The 23449-nt window shown below is 32.1% G+C and carries 23 protein-coding genes; 2 read left to right on the top strand and 21 right to left on the bottom strand.

What is annotated here, in order from left to right:
- Window positions 1-17: 17 nt before the first annotated feature.
- From tig to ACCQ40_RS07855, 9 genes are all read right to left on the bottom strand, one after another.
- On the bottom strand, window positions 18-1400 hold the full coding sequence (gene tig, locus ACCQ40_RS07895) for a trigger factor (protein ID WP_410033297.1): 1383 nt from the start codon (window positions 1398-1400) through the stop codon (window positions 18-20).
- Window positions 1401-1456: 56 nt separating this feature from the next.
- On the bottom strand, window positions 1457-2773 hold the full coding sequence (locus ACCQ40_RS07890) for a CCA tRNA nucleotidyltransferase (protein ID WP_410033296.1): 1317 nt from the start codon (window positions 2771-2773) through the stop codon (window positions 1457-1459).
- Window positions 2774-2775: 2 nt separating this feature from the next.
- Window positions 2776-3717 carry a CdaR family protein gene (locus tag ACCQ40_RS07885; RefSeq protein WP_394011165.1) on the bottom strand — a complete coding sequence of 314 codons (942 nt, stop codon included), beginning with the start codon at window positions 3715-3717 and terminating at the stop codon, window positions 2776-2778.
- Window positions 3710-4531 (bottom strand): diadenylate cyclase CdaA, encoded by an 822-nt coding sequence (gene cdaA, locus ACCQ40_RS07880; RefSeq protein WP_394011164.1) that lies wholly within the window; start codon window positions 4529-4531, stop codon window positions 3710-3712. Before cdaA ends, ACCQ40_RS07885 begins: the two co-directional genes overlap by 8 nt.
- A gap of 107 nt (window positions 4532-4638) precedes the next feature.
- A complete protein-coding gene (locus ACCQ40_RS07875) occupies window positions 4639-5433 on the bottom strand; it encodes a ZIP family metal transporter (protein WP_410033295.1) in 795 nt (264 codons plus the stop codon).
- Window positions 5434-5454: 21 nt separating this feature from the next.
- The gene (locus ACCQ40_RS07870) at window positions 5455-7842 is read right to left on the bottom strand and encodes a glycogen/starch/alpha-glucan phosphorylase (protein ID WP_410033294.1); all 2388 of its coding nucleotides are present in this window, start codon (window positions 7840-7842) and stop codon (window positions 5455-5457) included.
- Window positions 7835-9340, bottom strand: coding sequence for a 4-alpha-glucanotransferase (gene malQ, locus ACCQ40_RS07865; RefSeq protein ID WP_410033293.1), 1506 nt, complete (start codon window positions 9338-9340; stop codon window positions 7835-7837). The genes ACCQ40_RS07870 and malQ overlap by 8 nt, the downstream gene beginning before the upstream one ends.
- A gap of 8 nt (window positions 9341-9348) precedes the next feature.
- Window positions 9349-9660, bottom strand: coding sequence for a YqfO family protein (locus ACCQ40_RS07860; protein WP_394011160.1), 312 nt, complete (start codon window positions 9658-9660; stop codon window positions 9349-9351).
- Complete coding sequence (locus ACCQ40_RS07855) at window positions 9647-10270, bottom strand: hypothetical protein (protein WP_410033292.1); 624 nt, start codon at window positions 10268-10270, stop codon at window positions 9647-9649. Before ACCQ40_RS07855 ends, ACCQ40_RS07860 begins: the two co-directional genes overlap by 14 nt.
- Window positions 10271-10383: 113 nt before the next feature.
- Here ACCQ40_RS07855 and ACCQ40_RS07850 point away from each other — a divergent pair, with 113 nt between their 5' ends.
- The gene (locus tag ACCQ40_RS07850) at window positions 10384-11004 is read left to right on the top strand and encodes a thiamine diphosphokinase (RefSeq protein ID WP_410033291.1); all 621 of its coding nucleotides are present in this window, start codon (window positions 10384-10386) and stop codon (window positions 11002-11004) included.
- A 25-nt stretch (window positions 11005-11029) separates the two neighbouring features.
- Here the strand turns inward: ACCQ40_RS07850 and ACCQ40_RS07845 are convergent, their stop codons facing one another.
- From ACCQ40_RS07845 to ACCQ40_RS07820, 6 genes are all read right to left on the bottom strand, one after another.
- Window positions 11030-12259: an AI-2E family transporter gene (locus ACCQ40_RS07845; RefSeq protein WP_410033290.1), complete on the bottom strand. Its 1230-nt coding sequence runs from the start codon at window positions 12257-12259 to the stop codon at window positions 11030-11032.
- Window positions 12260-12279: 20 nt separating this feature from the next.
- Entirely contained in the window at window positions 12280-14205 is a 1926-nt protein-coding gene (gene abc-f / locus ACCQ40_RS07840) for a ribosomal protection-like ABC-F family protein (protein WP_410033289.1), read from the bottom strand.
- A 2-nt stretch (window positions 14206-14207) separates the two neighbouring features.
- Complete coding sequence (locus tag ACCQ40_RS07835) at window positions 14208-14846, bottom strand: redox-sensing transcriptional repressor Rex (RefSeq protein ID WP_394018850.1); 639 nt, start codon at window positions 14844-14846, stop codon at window positions 14208-14210.
- Window positions 14839-15501 (bottom strand): hypothetical protein, encoded by a 663-nt coding sequence (locus ACCQ40_RS07830; protein WP_394011154.1) that lies wholly within the window; start codon window positions 15499-15501, stop codon window positions 14839-14841. The genes ACCQ40_RS07835 and ACCQ40_RS07830 overlap by 8 nt, the downstream gene beginning before the upstream one ends.
- A 9-nt stretch (window positions 15502-15510) precedes the next feature.
- Window positions 15511-17331, bottom strand: a complete 1821-nt coding sequence (typA, locus tag ACCQ40_RS07825) for a translational GTPase TypA (protein WP_394018854.1) — start codon at window positions 17329-17331, stop codon at window positions 15511-15513.
- Between the two features lie 122 nt (window positions 17332-17453).
- Window positions 17454-17834, bottom strand: coding sequence for an ATP-binding protein (locus ACCQ40_RS07820; RefSeq protein WP_410033288.1), 381 nt, complete (start codon window positions 17832-17834; stop codon window positions 17454-17456).
- A gap of 128 nt (window positions 17835-17962) precedes the next feature.
- Here ACCQ40_RS07820 and rd point away from each other — a divergent pair, with 128 nt between their 5' ends.
- Complete coding sequence (gene rd / locus ACCQ40_RS07815) at window positions 17963-18121, top strand: rubredoxin (protein ID WP_101540267.1); 159 nt, start codon at window positions 17963-17965, stop codon at window positions 18119-18121.
- A 63-nt stretch (window positions 18122-18184) separates the two neighbouring features.
- On the opposite strand, the gene ACCQ40_RS07810 is transcribed toward rd, so the two are convergent.
- From ACCQ40_RS07810 to ACCQ40_RS07785, 6 genes are all read right to left on the bottom strand, one after another.
- On the bottom strand, window positions 18185-19177 hold the full coding sequence (locus ACCQ40_RS07810; RefSeq protein ID WP_410033287.1) for a hypothetical protein: 993 nt from the start codon (window positions 19175-19177) through the stop codon (window positions 18185-18187).
- 115 nt (window positions 19178-19292) lie between these two features.
- The gene (locus ACCQ40_RS07805; RefSeq protein ID WP_410033286.1) at window positions 19293-20114 is read right to left on the bottom strand and encodes a glycosyltransferase family 8 protein; all 822 of its coding nucleotides are present in this window, start codon (window positions 20112-20114) and stop codon (window positions 19293-19295) included.
- A 9-nt stretch (window positions 20115-20123) separates the two neighbouring features.
- Window positions 20124-21083 (bottom strand): YitT family protein, encoded by a 960-nt coding sequence (locus tag ACCQ40_RS07800; protein ID WP_410033285.1) that lies wholly within the window; start codon window positions 21081-21083, stop codon window positions 20124-20126.
- 18 nt (window positions 21084-21101) lie between these two features.
- Entirely contained in the window at window positions 21102-22283 is a 1182-nt protein-coding gene (locus ACCQ40_RS07795) for a coenzyme F420-0:L-glutamate ligase (RefSeq protein WP_410033284.1), read from the bottom strand.
- 62 nt (window positions 22284-22345) lie between these two features.
- Entirely contained in the window at window positions 22346-22720 is a 375-nt protein-coding gene (locus ACCQ40_RS07790) for a zinc ribbon domain-containing protein (protein WP_410033283.1), read from the bottom strand.
- Window positions 22710-23444 carry an NAD-dependent protein deacylase gene (locus tag ACCQ40_RS07785; RefSeq protein WP_410033282.1) on the bottom strand — a complete coding sequence of 245 codons (735 nt, stop codon included), beginning with the start codon at window positions 23442-23444 and terminating at the stop codon, window positions 22710-22712. Before ACCQ40_RS07785 ends, ACCQ40_RS07790 begins: the two co-directional genes overlap by 11 nt.
- Window positions 23445-23449 lie beyond the last annotated feature (5 nt).

The raw sequence follows: 23449 nt of genomic DNA, 5'->3' as shown, positions 1-23449 counted from the left end.
TTTTTAAGGATGATATCTTAGTTTTCTTCGCTTTCTTTAGAATCTTCGCTGTGGTCATGGTCATGGTTGTGCTCATGATCATCTCCAACTGCTTTATGGTATTCTTCGTGTGGTAGAGCTTTTGCATTTTTAACTAAAAGTTCTACAGCTTTACGACGTTTGATATTTTCTTTAATTGTATCTTCTGATACATTTTTTCTAAAGATTTCTTTGAATTTTTCGATATCATCTACACCGTACATTTTTGCTGATTCATTGATTTCTTCTTCGATTTCATCAGCTGTTACATCAAAACCTTCTTTTAAAGCTACTTCATCAATTACAAGATTTGCTTTAACTTTATCTTCAGCTTGTTGTCTGTATTGGTCTCTTACTTGGTTAATATCCATTTGTGTCATTTCGATGTATTGAGCAAGACCGATACCCATTTGTTGTAATCTTTGGTCTAAGTTTTGCATTTCAACATCGATTTCTTGGTTTACAAGTGATTCTGGTGCTGAAACTTCACTAGTTTTTACTAGTGCATCGATAGCTTGGTTTTGTTTCATATTTGTTGCAAAGTTTTCTTTATCTTCTTTTAATTTTTCTCTTAAGTCAGCTTTTAGTTCATCAAGAGTTTCAAATTCAGAAATATCCATTGCAAATTCATTATCTAGTTCTGGTAGTTCTTTTGTAGTAATTGAGTTAATTTCTACTTCGAATTTTGCATCTTTGCCTTGGAATTCTTTTGCTTGGTAATCTTCAGGGAAAGTTACATTTACATCAAATTTATCTCCTACTTTGTGTCCAGCAACTTGTTCTTCAAAGCCTTCGATAAATGTGTTTGATCCTAGTTCTAGGTCGTAATCTTCAGCTTTTCCGCCTTCAAATCTTTCTCCATCTAGGTAACCATCAAAGTCAATATTTACTGTATCACCCATTTTTGCTTCGCCATCTTCAACTGGGATAAGTCTAGCATTTTCTTCTTGTTGACGAGCTAGCTCTGCATCGATATCTTCATCTGTTACTTCTGATGGGATATCTTCGATGATTAATTCGCTGTAATCACCAAGAGTTGGGTGTGGTTTTGTTTCTACTTCTACTTTGAAAGTAATATCTTTACCAGCTTCTATATCATCAAGATCAACTGATGGTTGGTCGATTGGTTCAAGTTCAAGTTCTTCTACTGCAGCTTCGTATGGTTCTGGGAACACAATTTGGATAGCTTCATCATAGAAAATTTCTGGACCGTACATTTTTTCTAGTACTTTTCTTGGAACGTGTCCTGCTCTAAATCCATCAATTCTATATCTTTTTTTATTTCTTTTATAAACTGTATCTACAGCTTTTGCAAAATCATCGTATTTTACGTCAAATTCAAATTTTGCAATGTTATTATCATGAGATTTTAATTCTGTCATATCTTCCTCCTGCTTATATAGCTACTCATTTGTTTAATATACTACATCTATGTCTATCAATCAACATTTAAAAGGTTAGATTTAATGTAGTTTATAATATCTTCCTTATTATTTTTCAATTTCTCATCGTAGATTAAATTTTCTATCAATTTTAGAGTTTGGCCAAGCTCTTTGCCCTCTTTAAAACCCAGTTTTTTTAGATCGTTGCCATTTATCTTTATCTGATTTTTACTAGTGGGGATATTATCTTTTTTTACCTCTTCTAAAAGTCTTAGACCTAGGTCAATATTTGAGTCATCATTATGTTTGGTTGATAACACATCTGCCCTTTGCAGCTTAAAAAGGTTTAATAAATTTTCCTCACCTATATTTCGTAAAAGTTTTCTTATGGACTTTTTGGTATAGGTATTGGTATTATCCATGTGGCGTTTTACCAATACTCTAGTAATTTCTATAAACTTTTTAGAATACTTTAATTTTTTAAGGCGGTCTACTAAAAGCTCTTCTGAAACACTTTGGTGGCCAAAAAACCTTCCTTCGCCATTTTCATCTATGAAAAATGTATCAATTTTACCTACATCGTGGTAAAGGGCAGCCATCCTTACTTCAAGTATTGGTGGAGTTTTTTCTAAAACACTTAAGGTATGCTGGTATAAATCCTCAGCATGAAAGGTCGAATGCTGGTCAAAGTCTTTTGTATTGTAAACTTCTGGAAATATGTATTCCAAAAGTCCTACCTCATCTAATAACCTTATTCCCACTTTTGGATTATCTGCTAGTAAAATTTTGTTTAGTTCTACTTGGATGCGCTCTTTTGATATGTCATCAATAGATACTGCATTTTTTCTAATGGATTGTTTTAAATCCTCTGCTATTTCAAAGTTAAGGCTTGTAGCAAACCTTACTGCTCTAAGTGACCTTAGCATATCCTCTTTGATGCGTTCATATGGATTTCCTACTGCTCTTATAATTTTTTCATCCAAATCTTTTTTACCATTAAAAATATCTAAAATCTGGCCATTTCTTTTGGCCATGGCATTTATAGTAAAATCACGCCTTTTTAAATCTTCTCTTATATCATCGGTAAAAGCGATTTTTTCTGGATGGCGCTTATCGGAATAACCTGACTCACGTCTCATAGTTGTAATTTCATATTCGCTATCCCCATCCAAAATTTTTATAGTACCAAACTTTGCTCCGATATCGATAGTTTTATAGTCTTTAAAAACTTCTTTTATCTCATCTGGTCTTGCAGTTGTGGTTATGTCTATATCAAAATTTTCTCGATTTAAAAGTTCATCTCTTACACAACCACCTACTGCATAGCTTTCATAGCCAGCATTTTCTAGTTGGTCAATTATATTATCGGTCATTTTTATTTACTTTTTGATTTTTTCTGAATTTCTATCTTATAATTTACAACGCTATCACCATTATAAACTTCTACTGAATCTGGAAGAGATAATTTTACTTCTCCACTTGTAGAAGATTTTTGATTTTTTAAATCTATTGGCAAAGTATAGATGGCATCTATGTCTCGGATTACTGATTCCGGTCCTTTGATAATAATAGATTCTGGTGATATTTCTCTGGATACTTCCTCATAATCTTTATCAATGTTTCCGCTAGTTTCCATAACTACTTTCACTTCTTTTGTAGCATATACGAAAAATGAAACATTTACTTCTTCGTGAGAAATATCTAAATCCGAAATAACATTGCCGTTTTTATCAAGAGCTTTTATAGGTAGGCTATGGATTTTTCCATCTAAAACACTAGGGTCATCTATTTTTAGTTCTAACCTATCAACTTTATTTATAATGCTGGCAGGGCCTTTTATTGTAATACTTTTTGGTGAAAGTTCGTTAACATCAACAATTTTACCATCTTTTACTTGATCTGAATAAACTAGATTCACTGGTAAAGATTTTTCTAAAACCTCTTGAATATTTAAGTTTATTTGACCTGGATCTACCTCATCTACGCTCACTCCAGATGGAGTATCTACTTCTATATCTAAGGACTGCACACCAGGCTCTAAGTCAGCTATATCGACACTAGCATAAATATTTGTAGGTTTTAGGCTGATTAATTTTTCCCTAGATCCTTTTAATTTAACATTTGTACCATAGGAAGATTCTTTTCCTACTATAGTGTACCCAGACTTTTCTAAAACATCCTGATTTTTGATAACTACTGGTATGTTGCGGAAAGTTTTATTTGCAGTTGGATCTGTAGAATTTATTACAAAAGTCCACATAAAAATGGCTACTAAAACTGAAAGAGCTTTTAATTTTGTATCATTTTTATTATTCATCGTCTTCTTCCTTCTTATCTTCTTTGTGGGCTTCCTCTTTTACTAAAACTAGGTCATTTTGTAATCTTTGCTTTAAAGAGTCCTCATCAAAATACCTATCTATACGGCCATTTTCTACTACAGAAATATTTCCTGTCTCCTCACTTACTACAATTACTATGGCATCTGATTTTTCAGATATCCCTACTGCTGCCCTATGGCGGGTACCTAGTTCCTTAGAAATCAAATTTGAATTAGAAAGTGGTAAATAACAAGCAGCTGCTATGATTTTTTCATTATTTATTATAACTGCACCATCGTGTAAAGGAGTGTTTGGTATAAAAATATTTATCAAAAGTTCGCTTGATACATCTGCATCAAGTCTTGTCCCACTTTCTACTATATCATTTAAACCAACTTCTCTTTCTAAAACCACTAAAGCACCAATTTTTTGGCGGGCAAGTGATGACATAGCACGAGTTAGCTCATCAATAGTATTTTCACTTTTTAAGACGCGCTCCCCGGTAAAAATTGACCTACCACGTCCGATTCTCTCTAAAGCTGACCTTAATTCTGGTTGGAAAACTACTATTATAAATACTAGGGCAACTGTCAAAAACTGGTTCATGACCCAACTAACTGTGTTTAGGCTTAAAATATCTGCAATTGAGGCAAAAACTAAAACAATAATAAGTCCATATAAAACTTGCTCAGCACGGGTATTTCTTAATAGCGAAAACAATTTATATATAGCAAAAGATATAATTGCTATATCTATAATATCTGTAACTCTTATAAGGGCCAAAGAGTTAATAAAATCTGTAAAATAATTCATCTATCCCCCATTCCTTTCCTAATAATATATTACTATTTATTAGGATAAGTGGGTAGTTTTTTAAAAAAAATAAAAAACACCTAGTAAATAGGTGTTAAGTGTTTAGTTTATCCTAGCATTACATCTAAGATCATCATTATTGCAAATCCTGCTGCAAAACCAAGTGTACCTATATTAGTATGGCTTTCTCCTTCACCAGTTGCTTCTGGAATAAGTTCTTCTATTACTACATAAAACATTGCTCCAGCCGCAAATGATAATAAATATGGCAATATTGGTATCATAATTTGTGATAATAAAATTGTAATTACTGCTGCTATTGGCTCAACTGCACCAGAGCCAACTCCTGCCCAAAAAGATTTAGCCTTATTCATACCAGCTGCATTTAGCGGCATAGAAATTATAGCTCCTTCCGGAAAGTTTTGAATAGCAATTCCAACTGCAAGGGCAAAAGCACTTGCAAGGTTTACGCTTTCTGTGCCATAAAGAGCTCCTGCATAAGAAACTCCAACAGCCATTCCTTCTGGGATATTGTGAATAACTACTGCTAGAACCATCATTGTAGTTCTGCGCATATTTTCACTATTGTGTCCTTCTGGGGCATCTGAATCTATATGCTGGTGAGGAATTACATTATCTAATAATAGTAAAAATAAAATACCTATTAGAAACCCTATAACTGCAGGCACCCAGCTCATATTGCCCATTTTTTCCTCTACCATATCCATGGATGGGATAAGTAGAGACCAGATACTTGCAGCTACCATTACTCCAGCAGCAAATCCTGATAATCCTTTTTGTACTTTTTCGTTTAACTCATCACGCATTACAAAAACCATGGCAGAGCCTAGGGATGTACCTAAAAATGGGACAAGCAAACCAAGTATAACATCTTTGTTCATTCTTACTCCTAATACTTACTCCTAATAATTTGGAGAATCTATTTTCCAAATATCATCTGCATAATCAATTATTGTCCTATCTGATGAAAAATAACCAGCATTTGCAATATTCATTAAGCATTTTCTAGACCATTCTAGTTTATCTCTATAATCTTTATTTATTTTTTCGTGAGCATTTTTGTAATCTTGAAAATCTTTTAATACAAAGTACCTATCTCCACGAGATCCATCTTGAGGATTTATCAATTCATTGTAAATATCAAGGAACATATAAGAATTATTGTCGTTTAATTCCCCATTTACTAAAGCATCAACTGCATCCTTTATATCTTTATTTGTTTGATAGATGCCACGTGGATTGTAGCTACTTTCAATTTCATTTAATTGTTCAACAGTAGCTCCAAAACGATAGTTATTTTCTTCACCTGCATGGTCAAAAATTTCTATATTTGCTCCATCAAGAGTTCCTAAGGTTGGTGCACCATTTAACATAAATTTCATATTTCCTGTACCAGATGCTTCTTTGCCTGCTGTTGAGATTTGCTCTGAAACATCTGCTGCAGGATAGATTTTCTCACCATATGATACTCTAAAGTTTTCTACAAATACTACTTTCAATTTTTTATTAACATCTGGGTCATTATTTACGACTCTTGCTACCTCATTGGCAAGCTTTATTATACCCTTTGCTCTAAAATATCCTGGTGCTGCTTTACCACCAAATATAAATGTTGTTGGATAAAAGTCCATATCAGGATTTTTCTTTAACTGATGGTAAAGGTATATAATATGCAATACATTTAAATGTTGTCGTTTGTATTCATGAATTCTTTTTACTTGTATATCAAAAATTGATTCTGGATTTATTTTTATTCCTTCATGCTCTAAGATATAAGATGCAAGCCTATTTTTATTTACTTGTTTGATATTCCAAAGTTCATTTAATGTTGATTCATCATCCACAAATTTTTCTAAAGCTTTTAGCTCATCTAAATTATATTTCCAATTATCATTTCCAAGTTTTTCTGTAATAAAGCTTGAAAGAGGTCTATTTGCATAAACTAGCCATCTTCTTGGAGTGATACCATTGGTTTTATTATTAAATTTATTTGGAAAAATCTTATACCAGTGACTAAAGGTATCATCTTTTAAAATTTCTGTATGAAGGGCTGCTACACCATTTACTGAAAATCCTACATAAATAGCAAGATTTGCCATATGAACTTGATCATAAATAACTATACGATATGGATCAATTTCAGTTTCAGTAAGTCCTTTTTCTTTAAAGCTTTTTACTAGCATATCGTTTATCTTATAGATAATTTCTAGGCATCTTGGAGATACCTCTTCAACTATATCTATAGGCCATTTTTCTAGGGCTTCTTGTAAAACTGTGTGGTTGGTAAAGGCAAATACTTTTTTAGCAATGTCTAAGGCTTCTTCAAATTCTAAGCCATTTTCATCTACTAAAACCCTAATTAACTCTGGAATAGCAATGTTTGGATGGGTGTCGTTTAACTGGATGACATGGTATTTGTGGAAGTTTTTAAAACGTAAATCGTCTGTAAAATACCTTTTATATTTGGCAACTAAGTCTTGGATAGATGCTGATACGAAGAAATATTGTTGCTTTAATCTTAAGACCTTGCCTGCCCTTTGCATGTCATTTGGATAAAGGACTCTGGTAATATCCTCTGCCCTATTTTTCTCTCTAACTGCCGCATCGTATTCAAAATTATTAAATTTATCAAATTCAAATTCTTCAAAAGGTTCTGCTTGCCATAGTCTTAGGGTATTTACTTTACCATTTTGATAGCCTACTACTGGCATATCAAAAGGAACAGCCTTTACTTGTTGGTCTTTAAAATTTACAATTCTAGAATCAGAATCTACTCTTATAGACCAACCATCCCCATCTTTTATCCAGCTATCTCCTTTTTCAATCTGAAAGCCATTTTCAAATGATTGTTTAAAGAGTCCTTCACGATAGCGAACTCCATAGCCATACATATTTATAGCTTGTGTTGCAGCAGAATCCATAAAGCAAGCTGCAAGACGACCCAAACCACCATTTCCTAAGGCTGCATCATCTTCATAATCTTCTATAGCTTCAAAATCTATACCTAGTTCATCCAATAATTCTTTTACTTCATCATAAATTCCTAGATTTATAAGATTATTTCCTAAAGATCTACCTATTAAAAATTCTGCAGAAAAATAATAGGCAGTTCTTTCGTATCTAGATTTATTTTTGCTTGCTCTCCACTCTTGGTTGATACGCTCCATTATAGTATCGCACAGAGCATCGTACTTATCTTTTTCACTTGTATCATCAAAATTTTTAAGAGTTACCCTCTGTAGGTTTTCTATATAGTCTTCGGTAAACTTATTTTTTTCTAACTTATCCATTATATCTCCCGTATAATCTTGACATTTCTTTTATTTTTCTTGCCAAATCATCTGTAAAGTCTTCACTTTTAGCCCTCCACTTCCAGTTATTACCTAGAGTAGAAGGAGTATTTATTTTTGCTTGATCTCCCATTTCAAAAAAATCTTGAATTTCAAAAATTGCTACATCAGCAACTGATGCCATAAGAGACCTAATAATTTCCCATACAAAATCATTTTCTTCTTTATTTTCTAAACCGAAATATTTTTCTACTAGTAAAAGTTCCTCGTCATCCAATGAATCTAACCATCCTTTTAATGTAGAAGAATCGTGGGTAGATGAATATACCACAGAATTTTTCTCGTAATTGTGTGGCAAATAATTGCTAGCAAAAGTGCCATCAAAAGCAAATTGAATGACATTCATTCCTGGAAAACCGTAATGATTTTTTAAAGCATCGACTTCTTTAGTGATATACCCCAAATCTTCAGCTATAAATTGCTTGTCTGGATACTGTTTTAAAATCTCATCGAAAAATTCGTAACCACCACCAGGCTCCCAAGTTCCAAATTTGGCATTTTCATCTGTAGCTGGAATGGCATAATATTTTTCAAAACCTCTAAAGTGGTCTAGGCGTAAAAGGTCATGAGTTTTTAGGGCCATGGCTAGTCTTTTTTTCCAAAAATCATAGCCTTTATTTTTCATTTTTTCCCAATCATAAACAGGATTTCCCCAAAGCTGACCATCTTCTGAGTAAGCATCTGGTGGAGCGCCTCCTACTATAAGAGGCTCTTTAGTTTCCTGATCTATTTTTAAAATATCTGCATAAACCCAGGCATCACAGGAGTCATAGGCTACATAAATTGGTAAATCTCCAATGATTTCTATATTTCGCCTATTGGTATATTCTTTTAATTTTTGCCATTGGGTGAAAAATTCGTATTGGATAAAGATATAAAAATCTATATCTTCCTTGTGTTTTTCTTTAAAACTAGCTAACGCCTCAGGATTTCTATCACGTAAGTCTTCATCCCACTCCACCCAACTAATATCAAGCTGATCATGTTTTATTGCCATAAATAGGGCATAATCTTCTATCCAAAAACTTTCTTTTTTTCTAAAGTCAGCTATTTCATCATCAAGCTTGCCCTTTGAGTTTTCAAAGGCTTTTTCTAAAATACGGTACCTGATGTTATATTGGATAGCGTAGTCGACATATCTGTCATTGTCTCCAAAATTTATATTTTCAAGGTCACTTTCATTTAGCAAACCATCTGCTATAAGCATATCTAAGTCTATAAAATATGGATTGCCAGCAAAGGAAGAAAAAGCTTGGTAAGGACTATCTCCATAAGAAGTTTGTCCTAGGGGTAAGATTTGCCAATATTTTATAGATGCTTCTGATAAAAAATCGACAAATTCATAAGCAGCCTTGCCAAAAGTTCCTATCCCATACTTTGAGGGAAGGGAAAAAATTGGCATGACTACTCCATTTGATCTAGTAAGTCTTTTTTGCATCATCTCTCCTATAATAATTCTATAAAGTTTATAACTGGCACTTCATAAGGGTGATTTGCTTTTATAATATTAAAAACCTCACCCTTTTTTGCTGCATCTATTCTAAATTCTAGTTTCACTTCATCAACAGTAGTGTGCTTGCCAATATCTCCCTTGTCAGGATTTGAGCCTTCTAAAGGAGTAAAATGTCCTGTCACTTTACTTTCTGCAAAAACAGAATCATAGCCATTATCTTTTAAAATTTCTTTTTCATTTAACCCGTCTATTACCTGCCACTTATCTTCTTCTGGGACAAAAACTTCTACCTTAATGTATTTCATAATCATTCCTTTCAAAATAAATAAGACCGCTATATGATTTTATTTGTTTATCAAAAATTTCAAAATTTATTTTATAAACATTACCCCAACTGGATATGACTAGCTCGTGGTAGTCCCCCATGTCATTGCATTCTGTTATAGTTACTCCATGGTGGGCAAGTACTTTTACATTTTTGCTCATCCAATTTATAAAAATAACTGGGCAATTTTTACGAAGTGCCTCATTGATAAAGGCGAGTTTTTCTTCAGTTGTGTGTCTTCTTACCAAATACTCTTGCATAATATGAGCATTAAGAGTTAAATTGCGATCACGCCTGATACGGTTAACTCTATAATTTAGAGCTTTAGCAGTGGGCACGCCATTTATATGGGGACGAATTTTTTTATAAAAATCATAGTGGTAGTGGTTATATTCTTCTAAGCTAAACTTTTCACCTGGATGATACAAATATAAATATACATTTGTAAAGGCTGTCACTACACAAGACCTATCCCTATAAAATTTTGATACTCCTAATTCTCCGAGAGCATTTTGATAGCCTCCATAGTAGAGACCTTTTTTTGTAGTTACTGGAACAAATTCTCCTACTTTACTGTGTATTAGTTTCATTATAATCCTATATTCTTTTTAAACTTTCTTTAATATAATTTTACCCTAGAAAATTTTTTTATTCTATTATGAGTTTTGATATAATGAAAAGAGATAAGATAAAGGGAGAGCGTATGAAAACATGTTATATAATCGCTGGTGGCGAATTTGATGGTTTTTTTGATCAGATAAATGAAGAAGATATGGTAATAGCAGCTGATAAAGGATATATCCATGCAAGAGAAGCTGGAATTACTCCTACCATGATAATAGGAGACTTTGACTCATCTAATCAACCTGAGGGAGATTTGGTTATAAAATTAAATCCTATAAAAGATTACACAGATACCAAGGCAGCCCTAATGGTAGCAGAGGATTGGGGTTATAAAAATATTGTTATTTACGGCGGACTAGGTGGACGTGATTCTCACACCTTTGCCAATATTAGCAATGCCCTAGAATTTAAAAAAAAGGGAATAAATGTTGCTTTAAAATCTAAAAATAAAAGCTTTTATATAGTTGATGATGAGTTGACTTATGATTTTAAAGATGAAGATGACTTTTATGTATCAATCTTTGCCCTATCTGAAATTGTAAAGGGAGTTGACATAAAAGGTCTATATTACGAGTTAAATAATTTTGACCTAGCCAATGACAATGCCCTCGGCGTATCAAATGAAACAGTAAAAAAAGACTTTAAAATATCTGTAGCTAGTGGCTATCTTCTAATTATTTTTGAAGATAGGTCCATATAAAAAAGCCCCTATCAAGGGGCTATTTTTACTGGTTTTTTTCTATTTCTTTTTTTCTTAGTTCTTCTACCGTTTGGTTGGATTTTTCTGCTACTGTTATTCTATCCATATTCTTTTCTTTAAGTTTTATATAGGTATTATCTTCAATGAGGGTGTAGATAACTGTAGCTAGTGGCATAAATAAAATCATACCAAGGATACCAAATAATCTTCCACCTAAAAATACTGATAGGAAAATCCAAATAGCAGGTAAACCTGAGTTTTTCCCAACAAATAGTGGATAAACTATATTTTCTTGAACTTGTTGTAAAACCACTAAAAATACTATAAAAATAATCGATTGGATTGGAGATTGTATAAATATCAAAATCATACCAAAGGCACCGGCAATAATCGGCCCAAAATATGGAATTATATCCATAGCACCCACTAATACTGAAATCATACCAGCATAAGGCAATCTTAATATTTTCATGCCTATATAGTTAAATATTCCTAGTAAGATACAAGATATAATTCTTGAATCCAAAAATTTTGAAAATGAATCATAGGTTAATTTAAATATATAGTTGATATGATCAGCTCGTTCTACACTAAAGTTTGCGTATAAAAGTTTATTGGCATTTTGCTTTAGACTTTTCTTATTTACACTAACGTAAATTGAAAATACAAACCCCATGGCAACAGCTACTAAGCCTGACCCTACTGATGATAGGATATTTTGAGCTCTATTTAATAAATCTGAGCTATCACCACTGATATAAGATGTTACTGCATCTGAAACTTTTGTTACATCCATATTTTGATAATAGTCTTTAAATTCTACAGCCTGTTTGTGAACTGCTGGGAACTTTTCAGTATATTCTAAAAGCTGATCCAAAAATAATGGCAGGTTAGTAATACCAGCTTGCACAGCATTTATTATCTCGGGAATAACTACAACTAAAAGGATAGTTACACCTGCAAAAAACAATAGCCAGCTTACTATAAGTGATAGGGCTACTACAACTTTTCTATGTTTTAATGGGTCTATTATCTTTCCAAAAACTTTTTCTTGGAAAAAATTCATAGGTAGGTTTATTACAAAAGCTATGGCAAAACCTAGGATAATAGGCCTTAAAACTGCATAGGTCGATAATAAAAATTTACCAATAGGCTCTATATACCAAACAGCAAAAAATGTAAAAAGTAAGATAAGCCCTACTTTTAAATTATTTTTTGATTTTTGGTCTAATTCTTTTCTTTCTTTTAACTTCATTTATTTTCCTCACAACGATATCAATCTTCAAGGCTCAGGCTAAGCTCTAGCCATTTTTCATCAAGTTCTTCTTTTTTATTTTCAAGATCTTTAATACGGGCAAAGGTCTCTACTACATTTTCTTGATCAGAGTAAAAATTATCAGCTAGGGTCAAATCAGTTAGCTTTGCTATTTCACTATCGATAGCTTCCATTTGATTTTCTGCATCTCTAATATCATTCTTAATTTTTTTAATTTCGTTTTTCTTTAGATTTTGTTTTTTCTTTTCTTTTACAAGTCGGGTCTTGCTAATGGTTGGAGCTTGATCACTAGTTTCATTTAGCTCTTTTTGTTTATTTTCATAATAAGTATAGTTACCCAAATACTCATCCATCCCATCAGCTTTCATATCTAATATTTTAACAGCAATCTTATTTAAAAAATACCTGTCGTGGCTAATAATTAGCATGCTTCCCTCATAATCTAGAATAGCATCTTCTAAAATTTCTTTGGAGTCAATGTCTAAGTGGTTGGTCGGCTCATCCATTAAGATAAAATTTGTATCTGATATCATTAATTTTAAAAGTGAAATCCTAGCACGTTCCCCACCAGAAAGTTCTGCTATTTCACGATCAACATCATCTCCATAAAACATAAACTTTGCAAGGTATGATCTGATTTCAAAATTTGTAAGCATAGGATAAGTTTCTCTTATCTCATCAAAAATAGTATTTTCTAAATTTAAAGATTTTTGCTCTTGATCAAAATATCCAATATTTACACTTTGTCCTATTTTTACCTTACCAGCACTTGGCATTTCTTCGCCCATGATTATTTTAAATAGAGTTGTTTTTCCAACTCCATTTTCTCCAATGATGGCTGTTCGCTCGTTTCTATAAAGATTAAAGGAGATATTTTTAAAAATTTCCTTATCATTAAAGGATTTTTCTAAATTTTCTACCTTTAGCACATCTTCCCCACTTTGGATACGTGGGGTAAATTTTAACTTCATAGAGTTTTGAATGGTTTCTGGCATTTCAATTTTTTCCATTTTATCTAATAACTTTTGGCGGGAACGGGACTGGGAAATGCCTCTTTTTCTTTTGGACCCTCCTTGATTTTTTAGACGGTCAATGATTTCTTCTTGGCGGTCTATTTCTTTTTGTTGGTTTTTGTATTGGTGCATGCGAACTTGAAGTTCTTTTTTACGTTTTTTTACAAAGCTTGTATAGTCCCCATCATAAGTTGCAAGCCCACCATTTTCTAAAAGAAATATCCTGTTTACTGTATTATCTAAAAAATATCTATCGTGGGAGATTACTATTACTGACCCACTATAGTTTTTGATAAAGTTTTCTAAAAACCTAATAGCATTTATATCTAAGTGGTTGGTTGGCTCATCTAGTAAAATTAAGTCTGGTTTTTCTAAAAGTAAATAAGCGAGTTCCACTCTTGCCTTTTGGCCACCAGAAAGCATAGTAATATCTTTATCAAAGTCTTCTTCACTAAAGCCCATGGCTTTTAGTGTACCTTCTAGCTCTGATTTTATAGCATAACCATTTTTTTCTTCAAATTGCTCAAAAAGTTTGGTATGTTCTGCCAAAAGATTTTCCATTTTTTCTGGATCTATATCAGGATTAGCTAGTTTTTGCTCTATTTTTCTTAAATTTGCTTCTATTTCAATTATATTATCAAATACTCTCATACAATAATCGTATATGCTGATACTATAATCGATAGTTAGTATTTGTTCTAAATACCCTACCTTGACATTATTGGGTATATAGACTTCCCCACTATCTTTTTCATTTTCTCCCATGAGAATTTTAAAAAGGGTGGATTTGCCGGCCCCATTTACTCCAATGAGGCCAACTTTATCACCCTTTTCAATCTTAAAACTAACATTTGAAAATATATCCTTGGTCGGATATGATTTACTCAAATTGCTTGCTGTAAGTATATTCATTTTTAAAAATTAAAGTCCTCTGGCGAATTGATGAAGTATGTCAAGGTAAATAATGACTCATCAAGGTGGACATTTTCTAGTACTACATCATTTTTTGTTTTTATATCTACTGGTGAGAAGTTCCATATACCAGATACATTACCCTCACAAAGTATATCACATACTCCTTGGCTGGCATCTTTTGGAGTTGAAATAATACCTATATCAACTTTATTATCTTTTAAGTATTGTGGAAGTTTTTCTATATCTAGGATTTCTGGATCATTTTCGTTAGATTCACGAGCTTCTAAATCAAAAACTGCATCGATGTTATAACCTAAATCTTTAAATGTTTTATATTGGTAAAGGGCATGGCCTATATTACCAAAACCTACTAATACCATTTTATATTTTTTATCTACACCAATTATTTTTGATAACTCATCCATTAACTCACGGACATTGTAGCCATAACCTTGTTGGCCAAAACAGCCATAGTGGTTTAAATCTTGTCTGATTTGACTAGCTGTAAGTCCTGTAATTTCTGATAATTCTTTGGATGATACTCTTACTATCCCACGATCATTTATACTTTCTAGATACCTATAATATTTAGGTAATCTTTTTATAACCGATAATGATACTCCATTGTCTTTAGCCATTATTATCCTCATCTTTCCTAAATTTTAAATCTTCATCTGTTAAGTCTTCTACAAGTGTTACTTTTTCAGTGTTATAAGTAGAATCTTTACTATCATCTGCTTCAAAGACTATTTTTTCTTCTGCGTCCTTTGTTATATTATACTCAACTTCACTATCATTATGCAAATTTTCGTTAATTTCTAAATTTTCATTAAGTTCACTTCTATTTAAAGTTTGCTCAGTATGATATTCTAAATGCTCTTCAATTTTATTTTTAAGCCTTATAGAGTTAAGTACATGCGCAAAGTAACTTACTATAAGCAAAGTATAGGTAGCTAATTGACTATAAGTATTTAAAATTTGATTATTAAAGTTAAGTCCAACAGGCAAACCTGGAATAAATCTAGCTAATACTAAGATTGCTGGAATACTTAAACCAGCAAAGGCTAATGCTGTAATAATCGCTACAAAAATGGACGTACCATAAGAATTTTTTTGAAATAATACATGAAGCCCAAAAATAAGCATCAAAATCCAAGCTAGGATAAAACCTGCTGACCAGATATAGCTAATAAGCCATATATTAAAATTTGCTGATATTATAGTTATTAAAAACACTAGCAGTACTACAACACTTAAGATTTGGCTAAGTGTTCTTTCAAACCTTCTATCCATAAGAACCTCTTATTTATTTTTCTTTGACTTATATCTTAAATTACTATCTAGAATTCTTTTTCTAATTCTTAAATTGTTTGGAGTTACTTCTATAAGCTCATCATCTTCTACAAATTCCATCATTTCTTCAACACTCATTTTCTTTGGAGGAGTTAAGACTATGGCATCATCTGATCCTGAAGCACGAGTGTTGGTTAATTTTTTAGTTTTGCAGACATTTACATCTATGTCTAAACCTTTGGCATTCATACCAACTACTTCACCCTCGTAAACTTCTTCTCCTGCCTCTATGAATAAAAGTCCACGTGATTGGGCAGAATTTAGACCGTAGGCTCTAGCAATTCCTTGTTCACTTGCAATAAGTGATCCATCTTGACGAGTTTCGATATCTCCCTTGTATGGAGCATATTCTTCAAACTCTGAGTTTAAAATACCAGTTCCTTTTGTATCTGTTAAAAATTCTGTTCTATAACCTATTAGACCACGAGCTGGGATTCTAAATACCATTCTTGTATAACCAGATGAGGTTGGAGTCATATCTATTAGTTCACCTTTTCTGCGACCTAATTTTTCTATAACTGATCCTGTATATTCTTGATCAACATCTATTGTTGCAATTTCTATGGGTTCATTTCTTTTTCCATCAATTTCTTTAAACATAACTTCTGGTTTAGAAACTTGGAATTCGTAGCCTTCACGTCTTAAGTTTTCAATTAAAACTGATAGGTGTAGCTCTCCACGTCCTGAAACCTTAAAGCTTTCTGTAGAATCAGTGTTTTCTACTTTTAATGAAACATCAGTTTCTTTTTCTTTAAATAATCTTTCTCTTAAGTGGCGGCTGGTTACAAATTTACCATCACGACCTGCAAATGGTGAATCATTTACTGAGAATGTCATAGAAAGTGTTGGTTCAGATATTTTTGTAAACTCAATTGGATCACTATCTTCTTCTGTACCAATAGTATCTCCTATTGATATATCTTCCATACCTGATAGGGCAACTATTGATCCAAATTTTGCTTCTTCTACTTCTACTCTTTCAAGTCCGTCAAATTCGTAAATTGTAACAATTTTTGATTTTTGGTGGCGGTCTTCTTCGTTATAATTTGTAATTACTGCATTGGCATTTTTCTTTATAACACCTTGTTCAACTTTACCGATAGCAATAGAGCCTAAAAATGAGTTGTAGTCAGTTGTTGATACTAAGACTTTAAATGGAGCATTTTCATCTGCTTCAAAGGCTGGTGTGTAGTCAATGATTGTATCAAGTAGGTCTGTCATATCATTTTTTACAGTGCCTTTTTCTAAAGATGCCCATCCGTTTTTGGCTGATGCATAGATAAATGGACTTTCTAAATATGATTCATCTGCATCAAGGGAGATAAATAAATCTAGAACTTCATCCTCTACTTCATCTATTCTTTGGTCTGGTCTATCAACTTTATTTATACAAATAATAGCTGGCAATCCAAGTTCGATTGCTTTTCTTAAAACAAATTTTGTTTGAGGCATAGGTCCTTCGTGGCTATCTACAACTAAAACAACAGACTCAGCCATATTTAAAACACGTTCTACTTCTCCACCAAAGTCCGCGTGGCCTGGTGTATCTATAATATTTATTTTTGTATCTTTATAGTGAATAGCAGTATTTTTAGAAAGAATTGTAATTCCTCTTTCTTTTTCAATACTGTTTGAGTCCATTACTCTCTCATTTACCTCTTGGTTTTCTCTAAAAGTACCTGAACTTCTTAAAAGTCCATCTACTAAGGTAGTTTTACCATGGTCAACGTGGGCAATAATGGCTACATTTCTTATATCTTCTCTTTTCATAATTCCTTCTTTCAAACTTATAAATTCTATCAATATATTATATCGATTGTGGATATATTATCAATAAACATAATAAAAAAACACCTAGCTAAAAAAAATCCCAGGTGTTTTAACTAACTTTTTTATTTATCTAAAAGTAAAAATGCTGATATAATATTATCTTGTACTATTAAATTGTCAGCTAAGTTATAGACAAGTTTTATACCCCTACCATGGTCTGATAAAATATCGCCTTCGTTGGTATAGTTTATCCCATCACCTTCATCTTTTACTTTTATCATACAATAGTTCCTGTCTAAAAGCATTATAATGTCAATCATTTTTTCATATTTTTTTTGATTGCCATGCTTATAAGAATTTGTGATAAGTTCATCCAAAACTAACCTAATTTTAAAAATGATATCATCATCATAATTTGAATTTTTTAAAAAGTCTATAGTCTCATCTCTAAACTCTTTTATAATATCCAGGTCACTATGTATGAGATTTCTAATAATCTCCATAATACACTCCTTAAGCTAATAACTTTATACCCAAAGAGGCAAATTTTTATCTTAATCGTAAATAATGTATTAAAATTTGCAAAAAGTGGTATAATATATATGTAATAACAATGAAAGGAGACATTGATATGAAATACGTATGTACAGCATGTGGATACATTTATGATCCAGCTGAAGGAGATGTTGATAACGGAATCGAAGCTGGTACAGAATTTGACCAACTTCCAGAAGATTGGGTTTGCCCAATTTGTGGAGTAGGCAAAGATATGTTTGAACCACAAGAATAATATTAAAACGATAGAGGCTTTTTTAAGCCTCTTTTTATTTTAATAAAAAAAGTCCCTCAGGACTTATGGGTTGTTTTTATCTTTTTTTCTTAATACATGTGCTAAACTAATTGATAACGATATTAAAAATACTACAAATATAGCAATGGCAAATTTAAAAAACTGATCGTACTTATTTTCGCTAGCAAGTTTCGGTGATTTCTCAACAGAACTAGTTTTTGATACAGTAGTATTCTTATGATTTTTATCACTGTTTTCTTTATCAGTAGCTTCTATTTCTAAAACAAGGGTTTCATTTTTTTGATCGTAGAGCGATGGATTTTCTTTACTCATTTGAACAAGGTCTTCTGATACTTTTGCCAAATTTTCATTTATTTTTTGGCTTGCTTCCTTGACTAAGGCCTCTTTTTCTTCTGCAGTCTTTGCTGATTCTATTTTCTTGTTATATTCTGCAACTATTTTACTGGTAGTATCAGCAATTTTTTTGCTATCTTCCTTGCTAATATTATTAGACTTTATTGTGTTATTTACACGATCGACTGCTTTTGTGTAATCCTCTACTGGCTTAGATTTTCTTTGAACTGAATTTGTATCTTTTAGCTGGGATTGAATTGCTGATGTGTTTTCCTCTAGCTCTTTTATTAAAGCATCTATTTCACCGTTAGATATTTCTTCATTTTTTGGTTTTTTAGCTGACTCTATTTTAGGAGCCGCTTGTGTCTTAGTTTCTGTCTTTTGATTTTGTTTAGCTTTTTGCTCTTCTCTATATTTTTGATTTACTCTTTCATTAACCTCAGCTGCTCTAGGATCAACAGTGGGTGTTGTTGGCGTTTTTGTTTCTACATTTTCTGTTTGCTTTTCTACTGGTTTTTTACCAGCTGGCTTTTGAGGCTTTTGTTCTTCAACTGTAATAGGGGCAGGAGCTTTAGTAGATTGTTCTGGTTCTACTTCAGTAATAGTTATCTCATCCCCACTTTTTATATCTGTCTGTTGAGTTACTGAGCTATCCGGCTCTTTTTCCTCAGCATAGGATGGTTGAATTTTAACTAAAGCCACTAAAAGACAAAGACATTTACAAATTTTGTTTTTTGACTTCATATCATTCTCCATCCATAGTTTCTCACTCTTATTTTACACTTAATTTCTACACATTTCAATTAAAAAAGGCACCCTAATTATAGAGTGCTCTTTGCCACATAAATTTGTATAGTGAGTTAAATTTCCCTAAGGAATTCTCATGCCAAGGCTTTCTTTTGCCACAAAAATGTAATATGGATGTCTTTGCCATCACATCTTCTATTTCATAATTATAAAGAATTTTATAAGTAGAAAATCTCCTTGCATCATAATTATATTTAAGCTCGGGTATTTCTTTTATTTCATTTCTAAAAACTACATTTAATAAATCTTGGTCAGGCATCATTAACCCCGCTTTAGATGTAGAATTTACATATGCTATTATCTTATCTTCATAAGAATTTTGACGAGCCTTAGCTAGATTTATCATTAGTATCCCAGAATTATAGTAATTATTTATATCTCTTTTTTCACTGGTTACTATAAGCCTAGCCTTATTGGCTGATTGGACAGTTGGAGTTGTATGGATAGCAGCCATAAATAAGTTGCCATCAAAACTTTGCTTATAAAGTTCTTCTAAAGAATTTAATACCAAAATATCAGGGTCTAGGTATAAAATCTTATCCAAATCTTCTGGCAAATATTTATAGGCAATCAACCTATAATACATCTCACTTGTGTAATAAAAAGTTGTGAGGGCATTTGAAAATTCATCTTCTACCCTTACATTTATTAACCTTGCTTTATTATTTGATTTTTTATATACATATTCTTCTAAATCTTTTATATCATCATCACTAATAGATGAGTGCATGATATAAATATCTATATCAGTTTTATTGGTTAAAAATAACGAATAAAACATAGTTTTTAGAGGTTTTATATAATTTGTGTCACAACTTACTAATATATTCAACAGTTACTCCTACTCTTTATCACTGGTTAAGTAAAATCCTTTACCAATTATTTTTGATGTATTGATGATGGTAATAAAGGCTGATGGATCTACTCCTTTTATATAGTTTCTAAATAATGGTGCTTCTTTAGGAGATAATACTAATAAAAATACAAATCTGTGGATGCCTTTATAAAGTCCTACCCCATTCATAACAGTAGCAGACCTATTTAAGTCCTCACGTATAAAGCTGCCTACTTCTTCTGGTTTTGTAGTTATAATTATAAAAAGTTTATCTGTATTTAGTGACTGGATTATAACATCTACGAAAACACCTTTTAAAAGTAAGCCTAGGATAGATAAGAGCCCAATTTCTATGTCAAATATCCAAATAGAAGCTACCGTAAAAACACTATCTACACATAAAAGAGCTTTTCCAACTTCTAAAGAAGAGTATTTTTTAATAATCATAGCAATAATATCAGTTCCACCAGAGCTTGCAGCAAGGTTAAATAATATTGCTGAACCAAAAGCTGAAATTAGCAAGGTAAAAATAAGCTCTAACAAATTATTATCAGTAAGTGGCCCAGCTATGGGTGCTATATAATCAAGACCCAAAGCTGTTAGTGAATTTAATATTGCTACATAACCTGTTCTTAAAGCAAAGTGCTTGCCTAAAACAAAATATCCAATAGTAAGTAAAACTATATTTATAAATAGAGTAATTTGAGGGCGGGTAAAGGGCACAAAAGTTGATGCAATAATACTCATCCCTTCTACCCCTCCAATTACAAAAGAGTTCGGATATTTAAAAAAATGTGTACCACAAGCCATAAGAATGGCCGCAAAAGACATCATAAGATACCTTTCTAGCTCATCCATAGGGTCGTGGTTGTATTTTGCTTCTGCTCTTTTTTCTATATAATCATTTACAAATTTTTTGCCAAAATTTTTGTTATCTTTCTTTTCCTGGCGCTCAGATCCATCCACAGCTAAAGCTCCTTAAAATTAATTATCTGAATAATTGTCAAAATATCCCTGGATTAGAACAATAGGTGTACCCTTATCCCCTGATCCTGATGTAAGGTCTGCAAGAGAACCTAAAAGATCGGTAATTTGCCTTGGAGTTGTTCCTAGTGTTTCGTTTTTGCCGACTAATTCTTTTTCTTTTTTAGAAATTCTATCTACCATAGCCGATGTTCTCTCTTCTATAGATAAATCTGCTAGCTCATTATCAGCTATATATTTTATTTTTAATTCGCTAGGAGTTCCGCCAAGACCCTTAGTAAATGCAGGAGATACGATAGGATCTGCTAGTTCCCATATCTTTCCTACAGGATCTTTAAAAGCCCCATCTCCATAAATCATAACTTCGATTTTCTTATCAAAATGATCTACCAATTTCTTTTGTAGGTTTGCTACAAAGTCTTCTCCATCTCTTGGGAAAAGTTTTACTTCACCTTCTGTAGATAAATTTGATCCAAGCAAACCATAATCTTTATTAAAACCAGATCCATCTACAGGCTCAGTTAATATCTCATCAAGAGATAGGATATTTTTCCCACCTGCTTCTTTTAATTGTCTTTTTATAATATTTCTAGTATGGATTGAACAAACTAAAACTTCATCAGCAAACTTTAAGCTATCTACCGGATTGTTTAGAAAATGTATTTCAGAATTTGGTGCAAGCTCTGTATATAAAGCTGGATAGTCCATACCAGTAAAGGTGTGTCTATATTCTCCTGCAATTTTTCTAAACTGATCTATATCTAATACATCTTGGTAAGGATTTATATTGCTATTAAATAAATCCATCTCATCCATCAAGTAATTTCCTACCTCATCTTGTGGATAAGATAAGCAAATATGTAGTTTTTTGCCAGATAAAGCTATAGCCTTTAATAAAATAGAGAATCTATTTCTAGATAAGATTGGAAATAAAACTACTAATTCATCTCCACTAAATTTGTTGTTGATATCTTTTGCAATTTGCTCAATACTTGCATAATTTCCTTGAGCGCGCGCTACAAGAGATTCTGTTACACAGACTACATCCTTATCATTAATTGTAATATCGTGGTTTTCACTTGCTTTTTTTACAATTTCAAAAACTATATCTTCTAAATTATCACCTTTTTCAATAATTGGTGCACGAAGTCCTAGTGATCTTGTTCCTATTATTCTTTCCATTTTTAACCCCTCTTTCTAGAAAAATTATACAACTTATCGCTTTAATTTAAAAGATGCTAGAATTAACTTCTAGCATCAAACTTAGTTCCACACTTTGGACATCTTACTTTTATTTTTCCTTTTTTCTTTGGTATACGTAATTTTTGGCCACACTGAGGGCAAGAAACATATTTAAATTTTTTATCTCCCACAGTTTCATTTTTAAAGCCTTTAAATGATTTTTTAATAGGAATTAAAAATCTTTGTTTAAACTGCATATTTTCTGCCATTCTTTTGGCCTTATTCCTAGAAAAAAATCTAAATATAGCATAGATTACATTTACTAAAGCTAAGGCATCTAAAAATTGTGAATGGGTAAAGTAGGCTAAAAGACTAAAAATAATCCCAAGCCATATCAAAAATATGCCGTATTCATCTATATTAAATCTATCTTTCATCAATATCCTCAACTAACTCTCTCATTATTTTACTAATATCTCCTTTAATAACATAATCAGCTGCACTTTCCCTGCCTGTATCATCTTTGTTGATTAAAACAAGCTTGTTACCATTATAAAAATCAATTAGGCCTGCTGCAGGATATACTGCAAGTGATGTGCCACCAATTATTAAAACATCTGCATGAGATATTAAATTTATAGCATGGGAAATATTATTTTGATCTAGCCCTTCCCCATATAAGACAATATCAGGACGCACAATACCTCCGCATTTTTCACATGTTGGCACATCTGTGAATTTATTTACATAGGCTAAATCATATTTTTCGCCACAAGAAACACAATAATAATCATTTAATGTTCCATGAAGCTCTATAACATTTTTACTTCCAGCCTTTTGGTGGAGACCATCTATATTTTGGGTAATAATCCCTTGAAGCTTTCCCATTTTTTCTAACTTTTCTAAAGCATAGTGACAGTCATTTGGCAAAACTCCTTCTATCATCAGATTTTCTTTTACATATTTCATAAATTCATCTGGATGACTTGCAAAAAAATCGTGGCTTAGCATATATTCTGGAGAATAATTAGAATTATTTTCCTTATTATAAAGGCCAGTTGCTGACCTAAAATCTGGAAGACCAGAAGCAGTAGAAACTCCTGCCCCGCCAAAAAATACTATATTATTTGAATCTCTTATAATTTCTTTTACTTCATTCATTATAG

Origin of the sequence: Anaerococcus cruorum (assembly GCF_046365495.1) — a bacterium.
Lineage (GTDB): Bacteria > Bacillota > Clostridia > Tissierellales > Peptoniphilaceae > Anaerococcus > Anaerococcus cruorum.
Note: the sequence above shows the minus strand (reverse complement) of the source record. Positions and strands in the feature narration are given on the sequence as shown.

What these genes read in the sequence shown, in the direction of transcription:
- tig (WP_410033297.1), bottom strand. Translation starts at nt 1,400, where the DNA reads ATGACAGAATTAAAATCTCATGATAATAACATTGCAAAATTTGAATTT.
- ACCQ40_RS07890 (WP_410033296.1), bottom strand. Translation starts at nt 2,773, where the DNA reads ATGACCGATAATATAATTGACCAACTAGAAAATGCTGGCTATGAAAGC.
- ACCQ40_RS07885 (WP_394011165.1), bottom strand. Translation starts at nt 3,717, where the DNA reads ATGAATAATAAAAATGATACAAAATTAAAAGCTCTTTCAGTTTTAGTA.
- cdaA (WP_394011164.1), bottom strand. Translation starts at nt 4,531, where the DNA reads ATGAATTATTTTACAGATTTTATTAACTCTTTGGCCCTTATAAGAGTT.
- ACCQ40_RS07875 (WP_410033295.1), bottom strand. Translation starts at nt 5,433, where the DNA reads ATGAACAAAGATGTTATACTTGGTTTGCTTGTCCCATTTTTAGGTACA.
- ACCQ40_RS07870 (WP_410033294.1), bottom strand. Translation starts at nt 7,842, where the DNA reads ATGGATAAGTTAGAAAAAAATAAGTTTACCGAAGACTATATAGAAAAC.
- malQ (WP_410033293.1), bottom strand. Translation starts at nt 9,340, where the DNA reads ATGCAAAAAAGACTTACTAGATCAAATGGAGTAGTCATGCCAATTTTT.
- ACCQ40_RS07860 (WP_394011160.1), bottom strand. Translation starts at nt 9,660, where the DNA reads ATGAAATACATTAAGGTAGAAGTTTTTGTCCCAGAAGAAGATAAGTGG.
- ACCQ40_RS07855 (WP_410033292.1), bottom strand. Translation starts at nt 10,270, where the DNA reads ATGAAACTAATACACAGTAAAGTAGGAGAATTTGTTCCAGTAACTACA.
- ACCQ40_RS07850 (WP_410033291.1), top strand. Translation starts at nt 10,384, where the DNA reads ATGAAAACATGTTATATAATCGCTGGTGGCGAATTTGATGGTTTTTTT.
- ACCQ40_RS07845 (WP_410033290.1), bottom strand. Translation starts at nt 12,259, where the DNA reads ATGAAGTTAAAAGAAAGAAAAGAATTAGACCAAAAATCAAAAAATAAT.
- abc-f (WP_410033289.1), bottom strand. Translation starts at nt 14,205, where the DNA reads ATGAATATACTTACAGCAAGCAATTTGAGTAAATCATATCCGACCAAG.
- ACCQ40_RS07835 (WP_394018850.1), bottom strand. Translation starts at nt 14,846, where the DNA reads ATGGCTAAAGACAATGGAGTATCATTATCGGTTATAAAAAGATTACCT.
- ACCQ40_RS07830 (WP_394011154.1), bottom strand. Translation starts at nt 15,501, where the DNA reads ATGGATAGAAGGTTTGAAAGAACACTTAGCCAAATCTTAAGTGTTGTA.
- typA (WP_394018854.1), bottom strand. Translation starts at nt 17,331, where the DNA reads ATGAAAAGAGAAGATATAAGAAATGTAGCCATTATTGCCCACGTTGAC.
- ACCQ40_RS07820 (WP_410033288.1), bottom strand. Translation starts at nt 17,834, where the DNA reads ATGGAGATTATTAGAAATCTCATACATAGTGACCTGGATATTATAAAA.
- rd (WP_101540267.1), top strand. Translation starts at nt 17,963, where the DNA reads ATGAAATACGTATGTACAGCATGTGGATACATTTATGATCCAGCTGAA.
- ACCQ40_RS07795 (WP_410033284.1), bottom strand. Translation starts at nt 22,283, where the DNA reads ATGGAAAGAATAATAGGAACAAGATCACTAGGACTTCGTGCACCAATT.
- ACCQ40_RS07790 (WP_410033283.1), bottom strand. Translation starts at nt 22,720, where the DNA reads ATGAAAGATAGATTTAATATAGATGAATACGGCATATTTTTGATATGG.
- ACCQ40_RS07785 (WP_410033282.1), bottom strand. Translation starts at nt 23,444, where the DNA reads ATGAATGAAGTAAAAGAAATTATAAGAGATTCAAATAATATAGTATTT.